This is a genomic window from Microcella pacifica (assembly GCF_009371975.2).
Classification (GTDB): Bacteria; Actinomycetota; Actinomycetes; order Actinomycetales; family Microbacteriaceae; genus Microcella; species Microcella pacifica.
Genome location: NZ_VIKT02000002.1, coordinates 164,337 through 180,311, shown reverse-complemented (window position 1 = coordinate 180,311; position 15,975 = coordinate 164,337). Strand labels below are relative to the sequence as shown.

Sequence of the window (15,975 nt, the reverse complement as noted above, 5' to 3'; positions counted from 1 at the left end):
CGCTACTCTCGCAAGGGAGTGGCGCCCCGTTGGCGTCGCCCAGGGTGCATCGGAGCCGGGAGCGAGGTAACGCGAGCATGAGCGACCCGGTTCTGCAGCTCGCCTGCGCGGCGCTCGTGCTATTCGTGCCCGTGGGCGTGCAGCAGGGGCTGCGGCCGAGCGCGACGCCGCGCATCCTCATCATCGCTGCTGTGAGCCTGGTGGCCGCCGTCGCCTCGCTCGTGGCCGATGTCGCGGTCGGTCTCGGCGTCGACGTCGCCGCCTCCGTGCTCGACGCCAGCTTCGCGGGCGCGATCGCCGCCACGGTGGCCCTCGTCGTCGCTCAACGTCTCGGAACTGCCGGGGGAGCGGTATTCGGGCTGTCATGGTCGCTGGTGGTGTTCCAGCCTGTCGCCGCGGCGGTGCTCGATGGAGTTCCCTCCCTCGTGCAGGTCGCCTTCGGTGCGATCGACTACGGCGGCGTGCTCGCGAGTCACGTCGGTGCGGGCTCCGCCCTCTTGGCGCTCTCGCTGCTCCCGGTCGCTCGACCGCGCGACCGCGCGCACCAGGCGGAGAGCGCGGTGCGCGTCATAGAGCGCGTCTCGTGGGGGCGGGGGGTCATGGGCGCGAGCCTCGTCATCGCGGGCGGTGCCGCGTGGCTTCTCGGCGTCGATCGGGTGCTGACCGTCGCGAGCGGCAGGACTCTCGTCAACGCGCTCGCTGGCATGGCGCTCGCGGCGCTCCTCTGGATCGTCGTCGAGAAGATCGCTGTCGACCGGGTTGCGCCGGAAGGCCTCATCGCAGGGTCTCTCCTCGGATGGGGAGCGATCGGCGCAGGCGTGCCGTACCTGTCGCCGCTCGCGCTGATCGCCGCGGTTGCAGGCGGCACGGCAGCCGCCGTGGGCGCTGTGGCGCAGGCGCGTGCTCGCGGCGCAGGAGTGCTGCGGTGGGGCTCGGGAAGCATGCTCGTGGCCGTCGCCGTGGGCAGCATCGTGATGACGCTCCTCGCCGACCGATTCGGCCTCGCAGAGATGGCGACGATCACCTTCACCGTCGAGCAACTCACCGCGACCATCGTCGTCGCCGTCGTGGCCGGAACGGGCGGAATCGTCTGCGGCCTGCTCGCCTGGGGAGTGTCTCGGTGGGCGATACCAGACTCGAACTGATGACCTCTTCCGTGTGAAGGAAGCGCGCTACCAACTGCGCCAATCGCCCGCGGCCTCCATCCTGCCATATCCCGGACACCGTGATGGTGCGGTGCGCACGGTGCACGACACGGCACCGCGCACCGGTTTGGTCATCGTCGAACGGTTGGGCTAGAGTTTCGATGCGGCTAGCAGAAACGGTCGCGAATGCGGATGTGGCGCAGTGGTAGCGCATCACCTTGCCAAGGTGAGGGTCGCGAGTTCGAATCTCGTCATCCGCTCGAGTGACACCCTCCCGGTAACGGGGAGTCACCCACGGTGGCGTGGCCGAGAGGCGAGGCAGCGGCCTGCAAAGCCGTATACACGGGTTCGAATCCCGTCGCCACCTCGCAAGTTACCGACCGGGCTCCCGCGGCCCTGACAGCGGGCGATTGGCGCAGCGGTAGCGCGCTTCCCTGACACGGAAGAGGTCACTGGTTCGATCCCAGTATCGCCCACCACGAGGTACTGTCTCGAGGCTCGTTCCGCTCCGTGACCAGTTGTGGGGCGAGCGCGCGAGAGGCAAGCGCGCTAGCCTGGCGGAATGACTCCGGGGGGAGGCGTCCGAGAGGCTCGGACTGCCGATAGCGACGCTTTTGCAGACCTTCTTCTGAGAGCCCGCCTCGTCACTCCCGAGACTCTTGCCTATGCGCGTCAGGTGAAGGACCGCACGGGAGCGCACATCGACCAGGTGCTCATCAGCGAAGGCCTGCTCGACAGCGAATCGCTTCTGCTCGCCGAGGCACAGGCGTGGGGCATCCACCCGATCGACCTCGAAGCGGTCAGCTTCGACGATGCGCTCGTGCGACGATTCCCCGGCCAGACGTATCTCACCGAGAACTGGCTGCCCATCCGGAAGCTCGCCAACGGCACGATCATCGTCGCGACGGCACGCGGGATCGCGCCCCACCGGGTGGAGCGCGTGCGAGCTCTCCTGGGCGGCGCGCAGGTGCAGTTCGTCGCCACCACCTCGTGGGGCATCAAGAACGCGTGCCTGCGGCTGTTCCGCGCCGAGATCGCCGAGGAGGCCGCGAACGAGCTGTGGCGCCAGAACCCCGCGATGTCGGCCCGCGTGACCTTCAGCCGCGGGCAGAAGGTGGGCGGCGCCCTCGCGGCCGTCGGCCTCATCGTGCTGGCCGTGTTCTGGCCCGTGCAGGTGGTCATCGGCGTCATCGCAGCGGCGAGCCTCGTCTTCCTCGCCGGCACGAGCTTCAAGTTCATCGTCGCCATGCGCGGCGCCCGCTACGACGTCGTCGAGCGCGTCAGCAGGCGCCAGGTCGCTGAGCTGGACGACCGCAACCTGCCGCGCTACACAGTGCTCGTTCCCGTGTTCCGCGAGGCCAACATCGTCGGCCAGCTCATCAAGAACCTCGGCGGCATCGACTACCCGACCGAGAAGCTCGAAGTGCTCATCCTCATCGAGGAGGAGGACCACGAGACGCGGGATGCTGTGCTCGCCTCGGCGCCGCCCGCCCACTTCCGCATCATCACGATTCCGAAGGGCCACCCGCAGACGAAGCCGCGTGCTTGCAATGTGGGCCTGTACTTCGCGACGGGCGACTTCCTCGTGATCTTCGACGCCGAAGACACTCCCGAGCCCGACCAGCTCAAGAAGGCCGTCGTCGCCTTCCGGCGCGGCGGCGACGCGACGGTGTGCGTGCAGGCGTCGCTCAACTACTTCAACGACAGCGAGAACGTGCTCACGCGCATGTTCACGCTCGAGTACAGCTACTGGTTCGACTACATGCTCGCGGGGCTCGACTACGGTGACCTGCCGATTCCGCTCGGGGGCACGTCGAACCACTTCCGCACAGATGCGCTCATCGAGCTCGGCGGGTGGGACCCGTACAACGTGACGGAGGATGCCGACCTGGGCATCCGCGCGAGCGCCCTCGGCTACCGCGTGGGCGTCATCAACTCGACGACCATGGAGGAGGCCAATACCTCCATCCCGAACTTCATCCGGCAGCGTTCGCGATGGATCAAGGGCTACATGCAGACCTCGCTCGTACATGCGCGCCAGCCCATCGCCCTGCTGCGGCAGATCGGCGTGCGCCGCTTCTTCGCCTTCGTTCTGCTCATCGCGGGTACGCCGTTGACCTTCCTCGGCGTGATCCCGTTCTACGTCGTCACCGCCATCACCGTGGTCGCGCCCCTCGACGTCGTCGAGCAGTTCTTCCCCGTCTGGCTGCTGTGGATCACGCTGCTCAACTTCGTGATCGGCAACGTCGTGATGATCTACCTGTCGATGATGGGCCCGTACAAGAGAGGGACCTTCCATCTTGTGCTGTGGGCGCTCCTCAACCCCCTGTACTGGGTACTGCACTCCATCGCGGCGTACAAGGCTCTCTGGCAGCTGCTCACCAACCCCCACTACTGGGAGAAGACCGAGCACGGATTGACGACGCATGTCCACGATGACTGACCCAGGACTGCGGGAGCGCGATCGTCGACGACGGCGCGCTCCGCGCACCCGCCTCGACCGGTTTCCGCGTGACCCGATCGCCCGCTGGTTGCTGCGTATCGTTCTCATGCTGCCCGTGCTCGCGGTCGTGCTGCTCTCGGCCACGACACCCGCCGTGGAGGGCACGCCCAACCAGTCGCTCGTGGCTGCACTCGCCCAGATCGACTGGACGCGCGGAGACGGGCAGTGGCTCGCGCTCCTGTACCCCCATGTGTCGATCCTCATCGCCGCCGCGAATCCGTTCGGGATGCTCGGGCTCGGCGTCGTCGGGGCGGTGGCCAGCGGATTCTTGCTCCAGAAGGTCGCTGAGATCATCGCGCAACGTGCGATCCCGCTCTCGACCGGCATCATCCTCACGCTCGCGCTCGCGGCGAACCCGCTCTACTTCTACTTTGCGAGCGAGAACCTGCCGGGCTTCCTCGCCTTCACCTTCTTCGGCCTCGCCATGGCCGACCTCGTGCGCTTCGTCAACTGGGGCAGCACCGAGTCGGGCTTCCGCGCGGGGCTGCTCCTCATGCTCTCGGCCTTCTCCGACCCGACGGGAATCCTCTTCGCCGTCGTCGCTATCCTCGCCTCGCCGTTCCTCCGGCACGGCCGCTCAGCCGCGCCCGGGCTTCGCGCGGCGAACATGCTCGTCATCGGGTTCCCCACGGCCGGGGCGTTCACCACGATCGTGCTGCTCAACCTGGCGTTCTTCGCGTCACCCTGGCCCGGCGGTGCGAGCACGAGCATCGGCGCGTATCCCGTGCTTCTCGCCGACCTCATCGCCCTGTACACGACGCCCACGGGCTGGCTGCTCGCGGCGGCGGTCGTCAGCGCGTGGCTCGTCGCGATCGCCGTGCGGAGGCCGCTCACGATTCCGGCCTCGGCGCTCGTGTTCGTGCTCATCAACGCCGCGCTGCTCCTCGGCATGATCCACCCCGGCGCGGCGGGAGTCACTTTCCTCCTGCTGACGCTGCTGGCGATCACGATCATCCCGGCCGCGAAGAGCACCCTCTCCAACGTGCTCGTCGACCTCATCGCCGTGCTGCAGATCGGCATCGCGTGGGCTGCGGCGCTCGATCGCGCGATCGTGCAGGAGTGGATGGTCAGCATCGCGCAGGCACTGCTTCCGTTCTTCGGCTGAGCACCCGGAGGCGTCCAGGAGCACCCGCGCGCCGCCGATAGAGTTGGGCGGTAGTCGACAGCGAGAGGACCACCGTGGCAGAGACCGTCGAGATCGTCGTGACCGAACCCGGAGACGGGTTCGGGGTCTTCACCGATCGGGCGATCGTCGCCATGCGCGTGAACGGCGAGCTGCGCGACCTGGCACACCGTCTCGAGCCGGGGGATCGCGTGAGCGCCGTCGCGATCGACTCGCCCGACGGGCTCGACATCCTGCGCCACTCGACCGCTCACGTGCTCGCGCAGGCGGTGCAGTCGCTCCACCCGCAGGCGACGCTCGGCATCGGCCCACCCGTGACCGACGGCTTCTACTACGACTTCGGGGTCGACTCTCCGTTCACGGTGGACGACTTCGGTCCACTCCAGAAGGCCATGGAGCGCATCATCCGCCAGGGCCAGCGCTTCCAGCGCCGCGTCGTGACCGAGGCTGAGGCGCGGGCAGAGCTCGCCGACGAGCCGTACAAGCTCGAGCTCATCGGCCTCAAGGGTGGCGTGGGCGACTCGAGCGACGGGGAGAGCGTCGAGGTCGGCGGGGCCGAGCTCACGATCTACGACAATGTCGACGCCAAGACCGGCGAGGTGTACTGGAAGGACCTCTGCCGCGGCCCGCACCTGCCGAGCACACGCATGATCGGCAACGGGTGGGCGCTCACGCGCGTCGCTGCGGCCTACTGGCGCGGCAGCGAGAAGAACCCGCAGTTGCAGCGCATCTACGGCACGGCGTGGGCGTCGAAGGATGCCCTGCGCGAGCACCAGTCCCGCCTTGAGGAGGCCGCGAAGCGCGACCACCGCAAGCTCGGTGCCGAGCTGGACCTGTTCTCGTTCCCGACCGAGATCGGGTCGGGGATGTCGGTGTGGCACCCCCGCGGGGGCATCGTGCGCCTCGAGATGGAGCAGCACGCCATGCGCCGCAACCGCGAGGCCGGCTACAGCTACGTCTACACCCCTCACATCACCAAGAGCGCTCTCTTCGAGCAGTCGGGGCACCTCACCAACTACGCCGACAGCATGTTCCCGCCCATGACGCTCGACGTCGTGCACGACGAGGCGGGCGAGGTGGTCTCACCCGGGCAGGACTACTACCTCAAGCCCATGAACTGCCCATTCCACATCCTCATCTACCGCGAACGGCCGCGCAGCTATCGCGAGCTGCCACTTCGGTACAGCGAGTTCGGCGCTGTCTACCGCAACGAGCACTCGGGCGCTCTGCACGGGCTCACGCGGGTGCGCGGCCTCACGATGGACGACGCCCACCTGTTCGTGCGCCCCGACCAGCTCGAGGTGGAAGTCGCGAGCACGCTCGAGCTCGTGCTCAGCATGCTGCGGGATTTCGGCCTCACCGACTTCTACCTCGAGCTCTCCACGCGCGACGACGTCAAGGACAAGTGGCTCGGCGACGACGAGATGTGGCAGACCACGACGGAGGCACTGCGCCGTGTCGCGGTCGCGTCCGGTCTCGAGCTCGTCGACGACCCCGGCGGGGCCGCGTTCTACGGCCCCAAGATCTCGGTGCAGGCCCGTGACGCCATCGGGCGCACGTGGCAGCTCTCGACCGTGCAGATCGATCCGAACCTGCCCGAGCGCTTCGATCTCGAATACACCGCGCCGGATGGCTCGCGCCAGCGCCCGATCATGATCCACCGCGCCCTGCTCGGCTCGATGGAGCGGTTCTTCGCGATCCTGCTCGAGCACTACGCGGGTGCCTTCCCGGCATGGCTCGCCCCCGAGCAGGTCGTCGGCATCCCCGTCGCCGAGGAGTTCGCCGACTACCTCACCGACGTCATCGATCAGCTGCGGGCTCGTGGCGTGCGCGCGCACGTCGACGACTCCGACGACCGCATGCCGAAGAAGATCCGCACGCACACCAAGGCGAAAGTGCCGTACCTGCTCATCGCCGGTGAGGACGATCGCGCCCAGGGCGCGGTGAGCTTCCGCTTCCGCGACGGCACGCAGCTCAACGGGGTTCCCGTCGCCGACGCCATCGAGCGCATCACGGGCGCGATCGAGCGCCGGTCGCAGGAGCTCTAGGCGCGTCCGTGGAGAACCCCGATCACACCATCGACGGCGTCCCCGCCGAGGCGGGGGAGCGCTTCGCGGCGGTTCCGGACGCCTTCCAGCGACTGTGGACGCCGCACCGACTCGTCTACATCGAGCACGGCCAGCAACCGCACGACGACGCGTGCCCGTTCTGCCGCGCTCCCGAACTCAGCGATGAGGAGTCACTCATCGTCGCTCGGGGCGAGCATGCCTACGTGCTCCTCAACCTCTACCCGTACAACAGCGGCCATCTACTCGTGTGCCCGTACCGGCACATTGCGCAATATGACGAGGCCACTCCCGAGGAGGTCGCTGAAATCGGCGAGCTCACGCAGACCGCGATGCGCGTGCTGCGCACGGCGGCGCGCTGCGACGGCTTCAACCTCGGCATGAACCAGGGGCGCATCGCTGGCGCGGGAATCGCGGGGCACCTGCACCAGCACATCGTGCCGCGCTGGGCACTCGACGCGAACTTCTTCCCGATCATCGCGGGCACGAAGGCGATTCCCCGACTGCTGGGCGAGACGCGCGCCGAGATCGCGAGCGCCTGGCCCTCAGGCGCGCGGCGTTAGACTGGCGCGCGCCGCCACTCACCATCTCTCACCTCGCGGTATCGCGCGCGCTGCGCGCAGGAAAGGGTCCACAGCAATGACCGAGAAGACTCAGGGAACCAGCCGCGTCAAGCGCGGCCTCGCCGACATGCTCAAGGGCGGCGTCATCATGGACGTCGTCACCGCCGAGCAGGCGCGCATCGCCGAGGACGCTGGGGCCGTCGCCGTCATGGCCCTCGAGCGGGTTCCCGCCGACATCCGCGCCCAGGGCGGCGTGGCGCGCATGAGCGATCCCGACCTCATCGATGCGATCCGCGCTGCTGTATCGATCCCCGTCATGGCGAAGGCCCGCATCGGCCACTTCGTCGAGGCGCAGGTGCTGCAGTCTCTCGGCGTGGACTACATCGACGAGTCCGAGGTTCTGAGCCCCGCCGACTACGTCAACCACATCGACAAGTGGCCGTTCACCGTTCCGTTCGTGTGCGGGGCGACCAACCTGGGCGAAGCCCTGCGCCGCATCACCGAGGGTGCTGCGATGATCCGCTCGAAGGGCGAGGCCGGCACCGGCGACGTCTCCGAGGCGACCAAGCACATCCGCACTATCCTCGGCGAGATCCGCGCCCTCTCCGCCCAGAGCCCCGACGAGTGGTACGTCGCCGCCAAGGAGCTGCAGGCTCCCTATGAGCTCGTCGCCGAGGTCGCTCAGTCGGGCACTCTGCCGGTCGTGCTCTTCACCGCCGGTGGTGTCGCCACGCCCGCGGACGCAGCGCTCATGATGCAGCTCGGCGCCGACGGCGTCTTCGTCGGCTCGGGCATCTTCAAGTCGGGCAATCCCGAAGCGCGCGCCGCGGCGATCGTGAAGGCCACGGCGGCCTTCACCGACCCCGCCGCGATCGCGGATGCCTCCCGCGGCCTCGGCGAGGCGATGGTCGGCATCAACGTCGCCGACCTTCCCACGCCGCACCGTCTCGCCGAGCGTGGCTGGTAGCCAGCCGCCCGTCGGGGTCTTCGCTCTGCAGGGGGATGTGCGCGAGCACCTCGCCGTGCTCACCGCGCTCGGGGCGGATGCCCGACCCGTGCGCCGGCCGGAGGAGCTCGAGCAGGTCGCGGGTCTCGTGATCCCCGGGGGCGAGTCGAGCGTGATGGACAAGCTCAGCCGCCTGTTCGGGCTGCGCGACCCTCTGCAGCAGCGCATCGCGGCGGGCATGCCGGTCTACGGCACGTGCGCGGGGCTCATCATGCTCGCGGAAAGGTTGCAGGACGGCATCGCGGGTCAGCAGACCCTGGGCGGGCTCGACATCGTCGCGCGCCGCAACGCCTTCGGCACGCAGTCCGACTCGTTCGAGACCGACCTGCACATCCCGGCGCTCGGCGACCCTCCCGTGCATGCCGTCTTCATCCGCGCCCCGGTGGTCGAGGCGGTCGGCGACCAGGTCGCGGTGCTCGCACGGCTCGAGGGCGGCGACATCGTCGCGGTCGAGCAGGGCGCCCTGCTCGCGACGGCCTTCCACCCCGAGATCGCCCACGAGGACCGCTTCCACCGACGCTTCCTCGAGCACGTGGCCGCTCGCGCCTGACCGCCTCGCGGTCGACGCTGCGGCCCGGCACGGGCCAGGATGGGCTCATGCTCTATTCCCAGTACCCCGCCGCTCGCACGCGGCAGATCATCGCGGATGCACTCGGCGTCCTCACCACGATCGTCGTCATCACGATCGGCCTCGCTGTCACGGCGGCGATTCGCACGCTCGGGCAGTTCGGGCGCGATCTCGAGTCGGCGGGGGAGGGATTCCAGGAGGGTCTTGGAGAGGCAGCCGAGAATCTCGGTGACGTGCCCCTCATCGGTGACGGCATCCGTGTGCCCCTGGATGCGGCGGCCTCCGCGGGCGGAGCGGTCGCCGAGGCCGGCCGCGGCCAGCAGCAGTTCGTCGAACTCGTCGCCGTCGGAGCGGGCTGGGCCGTCGTGCTGTTCCCGCTTCTCGTGCTCGCCCTCGTCTGGGTGTGGCCACGCACTCGCTTCGTGCGCCGATCTGCGACCATGCGCCGACTGCTCGAGTCGGGCATGACGGGCGACACCCTCGCGGTGCGCGCGATGGCGCGTGCGCCGCTCGCCGAGCTCGCGCGCGTGCATCCCGACCCGGGAGCGGCCTGGCGGGCACAGGATGCCGAGGCGATCAGCGCCCTCGCGGCGCTCGAGCTGCGACGGTCGGGAATCCGTCCGCAGAGGCTCGCGTAGACTGGCTCAGTTGTCCCCGTCCTAACCGAGGAGTGAGATGTCAGGGCATTCCAAGTGGGCGACCACGAAGCACAAGAAGGCGATCATCGACCAGCGCCGTGCCAAGTCGTTCGCCAAGCTCATCAAGAACATCGAGGTGGCCGCCAAGATCGGCGGCGCCGACCTGAGCGGCAATCCGACGCTCGTCGACGCCGTGCAGAAGGCCAAGAAGACCTCCGTGCCCAATGACAACATCGACCGCGCCATCAAGCGCGGAGCGGGTCTCACCGGTGAGACGATCGACTACCAGACGATCATGTACGAGGGCTACGGGCCGGGCGGGCTCGCGCTGCTCATCGAGTGCCTCACCGACAACCGCAACCGCGCCGCGGCGGAGGTGCGCACGGCGATGACGCGCAACGGGGGCACGATGGCCGACCCGGGCAGCGTCTCCTACAACTTCGCGCGCAAGGGCGTGATCTCGATCACCAAGTCCGACGAGGTGACCGAGGACGACATCCTTCTCGCCGTGCTCGATGCGGGCGCCGAGGAGGTCGTCGACCAGGGCGGCGGCTTCGAGGTCATCACCGATCCCTCCCAGCTCGTCGAGGCGCGCACCGCACTGCAGGAGGCGGGGCTCGAGTACGACTCCGCGGAGGCGGAGTTCGTGGCGAGCGTGCAGATCGAGGCCGATGCGGAGACCGCGCGCAAGCTCTTCCGCCTCGTCGACGCGATGGACGACCTCGACGACGTGCAGAACGTGTACACGAACGTCGCGCTCACACCCGAGGTGCGCGCCGAGCTCGACGACGACGACGAGTAGCGCGTGCCGCTGCGGGTGCTCGGTGTCGACCCCGGACTGACGCGGTGCGGCGTCGGAGTCGTCGACATCGATGCACGACGGCGCGCGAGCCTCGTGGCGGTCACCGTCATCAGGACGGAGCCGAGCCTGCCGCTCGAGCAGAGGCTGCTCGCGATCGGCACCGAGCTCGCCGAGCTGCTCGACGAGCATCGCCCGCACGTCGTGGCGCTCGAGCGCGTCTTCGCGCAGCACAACGTGCGCACGGTCATGGGAACAGCGCAGGCGAGCGGTGTCGTGCTGCACGCCGCGGCGGCGCGGGGCCTCACGGTCACGCTGCACACGCCGACCGAGGTCAAGGCCGCGGTCACGGGGCACGGGGGCGCCGACAAAAAGCAGGTCACGGCGATGGTGCAGCGCATCCTGAGACTGGATGCTCCGCCGAATCCCGCGGACGCCGCCGACGCTCTCGCGCTCGCCATCTGCCACGGCTGGCGGGGTGCTCCTGTCGCGCACAGCGGTGCGGAGGAGGCGCTCGGTGGAGTACAGCGCTCGACACCCGCGCAGGACGCGTGGCGCGCCGCCGAGAAGTCGGCGCGCGCCCGTAAGCTCGACAGGTGATCGCCAGCCTTCGAGGAACCATCGTCGCGCTCGCGACCGGTCGACTCGTGCTCGAGGTCGCCGGCGTGGGCTACGCCGTCGCGATCACCGAGCGTCATGCGCGCGAGCTGCGGGTGGGCGACACCGTGCGACTGCACACGGCGCTCGTCGTGCGGGAGGACGACCTGAGCCTCTTCGGTTTCGTCGACGAGGTCGAGCTGGGCCTCTTCGAGCTGCTGCGCACGGTGTCTGGCGTCGGGCCGAAGTCTGCCCTCGGCGTTCTCGGCTCGATGGACGCCGACGCGATCGCGCACGCGATCGCGAACGATGATGATGCCCCCTTCCGCGCGGTGAGCGGCATCGGCCCGAAGACGGCGAAGCTCATCGTCGTCACACTCGCGGGCAAGCTCGAGGCCCCGCGCACCCCTGCGCGCGGCACCGCAGCGGGTGAGGATGCGCGCGCGGAGACCGCGCCGCGCACAGCCCTCGTCGCGGCTCTCACAGGGCTCGGCTGGCCCGAGCGCACGGCCCTCGAGGCCGCCACTGCGGTCATCGATCAGGCGGAGGAAGCGCCCCTGCCCGAGCTGTCCGTTCTGCTGCGCCGCGCGCTCGCGCAGCTCGGGCCCGCTCGGGATGCTCGTGGAGGCTCGGCACGATGAGCGACGCCGTCGTGCGGCCGGACCCCGAGTCGGAGGCGGAACTCGCCTTCGAGGGCGCGCTGCGCCCGAGCAGCCTCGAGGAGTTCGTCGGTCAGCAGAAGGTACGCCGTCAGCTGCAGCTGCTGCTCGAGGCGGCCTCGCTGCAGAACCGCAGCCCGGATCACATCCTTCTCGCGGGACCTCCCGGTCTCGGCAAGACGACGCTCGCGATGATCGTCGCCCACGAGGGCGCCCGCCCCCTCCGCATGACGAGTGGACCGGCGATCCAGCACGCGGGCGATCTCGCCGCCGTTCTGTCGTCCCTCGTCCCGGGCGAGGTGCTCTTCGTCGACGAGATCCACCGCATGGCGCGCTCCGCCGAGGAGATGCTCTACCTCGCGATGGAGGACTTCCGCGTCGACATCATGGTGGGCAAGGGTGCGGGCGCCACGAGCATTCCGCTCGAGCTCGCCCCGTTCACGCTCGTCGGCGCGACCACGAGATCAGGGCTCTTGCCGAACCCGCTGCGCGACCGGTTCGGCTTCACCGCGCACCTGGAGTTCTACGAGCCGGAGGAGCTGCTGCGCGTGATCACGCGCGCGGCGGCACTACTGCGCTTCGAGATCGGTCAGGATGCTCTCACCGAGATCTCCGGTCGTTCGCGTGGCACGCCCCGCATCGCGAACCGTCTGCTGCGGCGCGTGCGCGATTTCGCGCTCGTGAACGGGGGCCCGGCCGACCGCGACGCCGTTCAGGCGGCGCTCGAGCTGTATGACGTCGATGACTGGGGCCTCGACCGTCTCGACCGCGCCGTGCTCACCGCCATCGTCGACCGCTTCGCCGGCGGCCCCGTCGGTCTCTCGACCCTGGCCGTGTCGGTCGGGGAGGAGGCCGAGACGATCGAGGCGGTCGTCGAGCCCTTCCTCGTGCGGACGGGCCTGCTGTCGCGGACTCCGCGCGGGCGCGTCGCGACGCCTCGCGCGTGGCAGCACCTCGGGCGCAGGCCCGAGCCGACCGCGCTCGATGACCTATAGTGGTCGGCAGGCTCCGGCGCAGCATCCGCATGCCCTGACGACGACCACGTCGTCGAGCCGCTGAACTCCTCGAAAGGCGTCCCACCCCATGGATCCGTTGACTATCGTCATGCTGGCCGTCCTGGCCCTGCTCATCTTCTTCATGATCCGCAATTCGCGGAAGCGCCGTGCCGACCTGGCCGAGCTGCAGGACAAGATGGTGCCCGGCGCCGAGGTCATGACCAACTTCGGCCTCTTCGGCACGCTCGTCGAGATCGACGAGGAGTCCAACATCGCCGTACTCGAGACCGGCCCGGGCAGCACCGTGCGCGTGCACCGTCAGACGCTCGCTCGCGTCGTCGAGGATGACGTCGTCGAGGAGGATGCGGACGAGGTCGACGCCGACGACTCGACCGACGCTCCCCGCCTCAACGAATCGAGCGCCGACGCCAAGAAGTCGGACGACTGACCCCTCTCCGTCCCGGCCGCGTGGTGCGCGCCTTCTGACGCATGCCCGCAGATTCGACCGAAGAAATGAGTACCTAGAGGTGGCCCGAAGCACTCCCGAGCGCAACGCGATTCGCTCACTCGTCTGGCTGCTCGTCATCATCGTCGGCCTCATCGCCGCCAATGGCGCGAGCGTGCTGTTCAACAACGGGCAGTGGACGCCCAAGCTCGCCCTCGACCTCGAGGGTGGCACGCAGATCATCCTCGCGCCGCAGCTCGCCTCCGGGGACCAGGTCGACCAGGAGCAGCTTGAGCAGGCCGTCGCGATCATTCGACAACGCGTCGATGCGGGCGGTGTGAGCGAAGCGGAGATCAACACGCAGGGCGGCGAGAACATCGTCGTCGCGATTCCCGGCGTGCCCGACCCCGCGACGATCGAGCGCATTCAGAGCTCGGCGAAGCTCGAGTTCCGGCCCGTGCTGCTCGCCGACCTCGCCTCGAACCAGATTCTCGACGACCCCGAGGCGACCGACGAGGACTCTGCCGACGGCGACGCGACGGACGAGGCCGCGACCGACGACGAGGCTGCGGAGGGCGAGACGGCCGAGCCGACCCCGAGCGCCTCTCCCACCGATGCGAGCGACCCAGCGTGGATCACCGAGGAGCTTCAGCGGGAGTTCGACACCTTCGAGTGCTCGAGCCTCGACGTCGTGGGTGCGAACGTCGCGCCCGTCGACGAGCCTCTTGTGACGTGCGAGGCGGAGGGCTCGATCAAGTACATCCTCGGCCCCGTCGAGGTCGAGGGCGAGGCCATCGCGAATGCGCGGTCTGGGCTCATCGCATCGTCGAGGGGCGTGACCACCAACGAGTTCGGTGTCTTCATCGACTTCAACGACGAGGGCACGGCGCAGTTCCGCGAGGTCACCGAGCGCCTCGTGGGCCTCACGGGTATCCGCAACCAGTTCGCCATCGTGCTGGACGGGCGCGTCATCAGCGCCCCGCGCACGATCAGCGCGATCACGGACGGCTCGCCGCAGATCAGCGGAAACTTCACGCAGGAGAGCGCTCAGGTGCTCGCCGATCAGCTCAAGTTCGGCGCGCTGCCGCTTGGTTTCGAGGTGCAGAGCAGCGAGAACATCACGGCGACGCTCGGTCTCTCCCAGCTGCAGAGCGGCATCATCGCCGGTCTCATCGGTATCGCCCTCGTGATCGGCTACGCGCTCATCCAGTACCGGGCCCTCGGTGGGGTGATCATCGCGTCCCTCGTCATTGCGGGAATCGTGACGTACCTCATCATCACGTTCCTCTCGAACCAGCAGGGCTACCGACTCTCGCTCGCCGGTGTCGCGGGCCTCATCATCTCGATCGGCGTCATCGCCGACTCCTTCATCGTGTACTTCGAGCGCATCCGAGACGAGCTGCGCGACGGGCGCCGACTCGATGGCGCGGTCGAGGCGGGCTGGAAGCGAGCCTTCCGCACGATCCTCATCTCCGACGTCATCAACTTCATCGCCGCCGCCGTGCTCTTCGTGCTCGCGGTCGGCAACGTTCGCGGTTTCGCCTTCACGCTCGGCATCACCACCATCGTCGACCTCGTCATCGTCGCGCTCTTCACGCACCCGATGATGCAGCTGCTGGGGCGCACGCGCTTCTTCGGGGATGGCCACCCGCTGAGTGGCCTCGACCCCAAGGCTCTGGGAGCCGTCTATCGCGGCCGAGCCCAGTTCCGGCAGCCGCAATCGGTGCCCGCGGTCAAGCGGGCCAGCAGCAGCCGTGAGGCGCAGCGCCGTCAGACGATCGCCGAGCGCAAGGCCGCGGAAGCCCGTGGCGAAGGAGAGGACGCGCGATGAGCATGCTCACCCGGGTCGGCAACGACCTCTACACCGGCGCACGGTCCTTCGACTTCGTCGGCAAGCGCGTCGTGTGGTACTCCATCGGCGCGGCCGTCCTCATCCTCGCGATCGCGTTCACTGCACTGCGCGGCGGGTTCGTGTTCGGCATCGAGTTCCGCGGCGGCTCGGAGTTCCGGGTCACGGGCAGCTCTGCCGCGATCGAGGGCACCGCCGCCGCGACGTCGATCGCCGTCGACGCGGTCGACGAGGTCGTCACCGGTGCCAACCCGCGCGTCTCCATCGTCGGCAGCGACTCCGTGCGAGTGCAGACCGAGCAGCTCACGCCGGGGGAGACGGACGAGCTCAGAGCCGCCCTCGCCGACGCCTACGGCGTCACGCAGGCAGACGTGGCATCGTCCTTCATCGGTGCGACCTGGGGCGCGGATATCACCCGGCAGGCGCTTCTGGCTCTCGTCGTCTTCCTGCTCTTCGCGAGTGTCGTCATGGCGCTCTACTTCCGCACCTGGAAGATGGCTCTCGCGGCGATCGTCGCGCTGTTCCACGACCTCATCATCACGACCGGCGTGTACGGCGTGCTCGGGCTCGAGATCACTCCAGCAGCCGTCATCGGCTTCCTCACGATCCTCGGCTACTCGCTGTACGACACGGTCGTGGTGTTCGACAAGGTTCGCGAGAACACGAGCGAGGACGGCGTCGAGTCGCGGCGCACCTTCGCGCAGTCGGTGAACCTCGCGGTGAACCAGACCCTCGTCCGCTCGATCAATACCTCCGTCGTCGCGGTGCTGCCCACCGCAGCGATCCTGTTCATCGGCTCGCTCCTGCTCGGCGCCGGAACCCTGCGCGACATCGCGCTTGCGCTCTTCATCGGCACGCTCGTGGGAACGTACTCGTCGATATTCCTCGCGGCGCCCCTGTACGTGCACCTGCGCGAGAACGAGCCCGAGGTCAAGAAGCAGGGATCGCGGCATAAGGCGGCACGACCGGAATCCGGCGCCGTCCGCTGATCGCACCTGAGCGGGAGTCTCACGCACGCG

The 15,975-nt window shown here is 68.8% G+C and carries 15 protein-coding genes and 4 tRNA genes; 18 read left to right on the top strand and 1 reads right to left on the bottom strand.

Annotated features, from left to right (window positions below; all coding sequences use genetic code 11):
• Nucleotides 1-77 precede the first annotated feature (77 nt).
• Nucleotides 78-1,145, top strand: a complete 1,068-nt coding sequence (locus FK219_RS01960) for a hypothetical protein (RefSeq protein ID WP_152582914.1) — start codon at nt 78-80, stop codon at nt 1,143-1,145.
• Here FK219_RS01960 and FK219_RS01955 read toward each other — a convergent pair.
• Nucleotides 1,122-1,194: transfer RNA gene (locus tag FK219_RS01955), tRNA-Val, on the bottom strand. The two genes, FK219_RS01960 and FK219_RS01955, sit on opposite strands and share 24 nt — an antisense overlap.
• Before the next feature lie 139 nt (nt 1,195-1,333).
• Between FK219_RS01955 and FK219_RS01950 the strand changes: the two genes are divergently transcribed.
• From FK219_RS01950 to secF, 17 genes are all read left to right on the top strand, one after another.
• Nucleotides 1,334-1,405, top strand: a tRNA-Gly gene (locus FK219_RS01950).
• Between the two features lie 36 nt (nt 1,406-1,441).
• Nucleotides 1,442-1,512 (top strand) — tRNA-Cys (locus FK219_RS01945).
• A 37-nt stretch (nt 1,513-1,549) separates the two neighbouring features.
• Nucleotides 1,550-1,624, top strand: a tRNA-Val gene (locus FK219_RS01940).
• 197 nt (nt 1,625-1,821) lie between these two features.
• Nucleotides 1,822-3,588, top strand: a complete 1,767-nt coding sequence (locus FK219_RS01935) for a glycosyltransferase family 2 protein (RefSeq protein WP_328821567.1) — start codon at nt 1,822-1,824, stop codon at nt 3,586-3,588.
• Entirely contained in the window at nt 3,581-4,753 is a 1,173-nt protein-coding gene (locus tag FK219_RS01930) for a hypothetical protein (RefSeq protein ID WP_152582912.1), read from the top strand. Before FK219_RS01935 ends, FK219_RS01930 begins: the two co-directional genes overlap by 8 nt.
• A 152-nt stretch (nt 4,754-4,905) precedes the next feature.
• Nucleotides 4,906-6,819: a threonine--tRNA ligase gene (gene thrS, locus FK219_RS01925; protein ID WP_168212419.1), complete on the top strand. Its 1,914-nt coding sequence runs from the start codon at nt 4,906-4,908 to the stop codon at nt 6,817-6,819.
• A gap of 29 nt (nt 6,820-6,848) precedes the next feature.
• Nucleotides 6,849-7,400 (top strand): HIT family protein, encoded by a 552-nt coding sequence (locus tag FK219_RS01920; protein ID WP_152582957.1) that lies wholly within the window; start codon nt 6,849-6,851, stop codon nt 7,398-7,400.
• Nucleotides 7,401-7,476: 76 nt separating this feature from the next.
• A complete protein-coding gene (pdxS, locus tag FK219_RS01915; protein ID WP_152582911.1) occupies nt 7,477-8,367 on the top strand; it encodes a pyridoxal 5'-phosphate synthase lyase subunit PdxS in 891 nt (296 codons plus the stop codon).
• Nucleotides 8,357-8,956, top strand: coding sequence for a pyridoxal 5'-phosphate synthase glutaminase subunit PdxT (gene pdxT / locus FK219_RS01910; protein ID WP_328821566.1), 600 nt, complete (start codon nt 8,357-8,359; stop codon nt 8,954-8,956). Before pdxS ends, pdxT begins: the two co-directional genes overlap by 11 nt.
• 47 nt (nt 8,957-9,003) lie before the next feature.
• Nucleotides 9,004-9,612: a hypothetical protein gene (locus FK219_RS01905; protein WP_152582909.1), complete on the top strand. Its 609-nt coding sequence runs from the start codon at nt 9,004-9,006 to the stop codon at nt 9,610-9,612.
• Nucleotides 9,613-9,649: 37 nt separating this feature from the next.
• On the top strand, nt 9,650-10,414 hold the full coding sequence (locus FK219_RS01900; protein ID WP_152582908.1) for a YebC/PmpR family DNA-binding transcriptional regulator: 765 nt from the start codon (nt 9,650-9,652) through the stop codon (nt 10,412-10,414).
• Nucleotides 10,415-10,417: 3 nt separating this feature from the next.
• Complete coding sequence (gene ruvC / locus FK219_RS01895) at nt 10,418-11,011, top strand: crossover junction endodeoxyribonuclease RuvC (RefSeq protein ID WP_152582907.1); 594 nt, start codon at nt 10,418-10,420, stop codon at nt 11,009-11,011.
• Nucleotides 11,008-11,649, top strand: a complete 642-nt coding sequence (ruvA, locus tag FK219_RS01890; RefSeq protein WP_152582906.1) for a Holliday junction branch migration protein RuvA — start codon at nt 11,008-11,010, stop codon at nt 11,647-11,649. Before ruvC ends, ruvA begins: the two co-directional genes overlap by 4 nt.
• Nucleotides 11,646-12,662 (top strand): Holliday junction branch migration DNA helicase RuvB, encoded by a 1,017-nt coding sequence (ruvB, locus tag FK219_RS01885; RefSeq protein ID WP_152582905.1) that lies wholly within the window; start codon nt 11,646-11,648, stop codon nt 12,660-12,662. Before ruvA ends, ruvB begins: the two co-directional genes overlap by 4 nt.
• An 88-nt stretch (nt 12,663-12,750) precedes the next feature.
• Nucleotides 12,751-13,110: a preprotein translocase subunit YajC gene (yajC, locus tag FK219_RS01880; protein WP_152582904.1), complete on the top strand. Its 360-nt coding sequence runs from the start codon at nt 12,751-12,753 to the stop codon at nt 13,108-13,110.
• A gap of 79 nt (nt 13,111-13,189) precedes the next feature.
• Nucleotides 13,190-14,938, top strand: a complete 1,749-nt coding sequence (gene secD / locus FK219_RS01875) for a protein translocase subunit SecD (protein ID WP_152582903.1) — start codon at nt 13,190-13,192, stop codon at nt 14,936-14,938.
• The gene (secF, locus tag FK219_RS01870; RefSeq protein WP_152582902.1) at nt 14,935-15,945 is read left to right on the top strand and encodes a protein translocase subunit SecF; all 1,011 of its coding nucleotides are present in this window, start codon (nt 14,935-14,937) and stop codon (nt 15,943-15,945) included. Before secD ends, secF begins: the two co-directional genes overlap by 4 nt.
• Nucleotides 15,946-15,975: the final 30 nt, after the last annotated feature.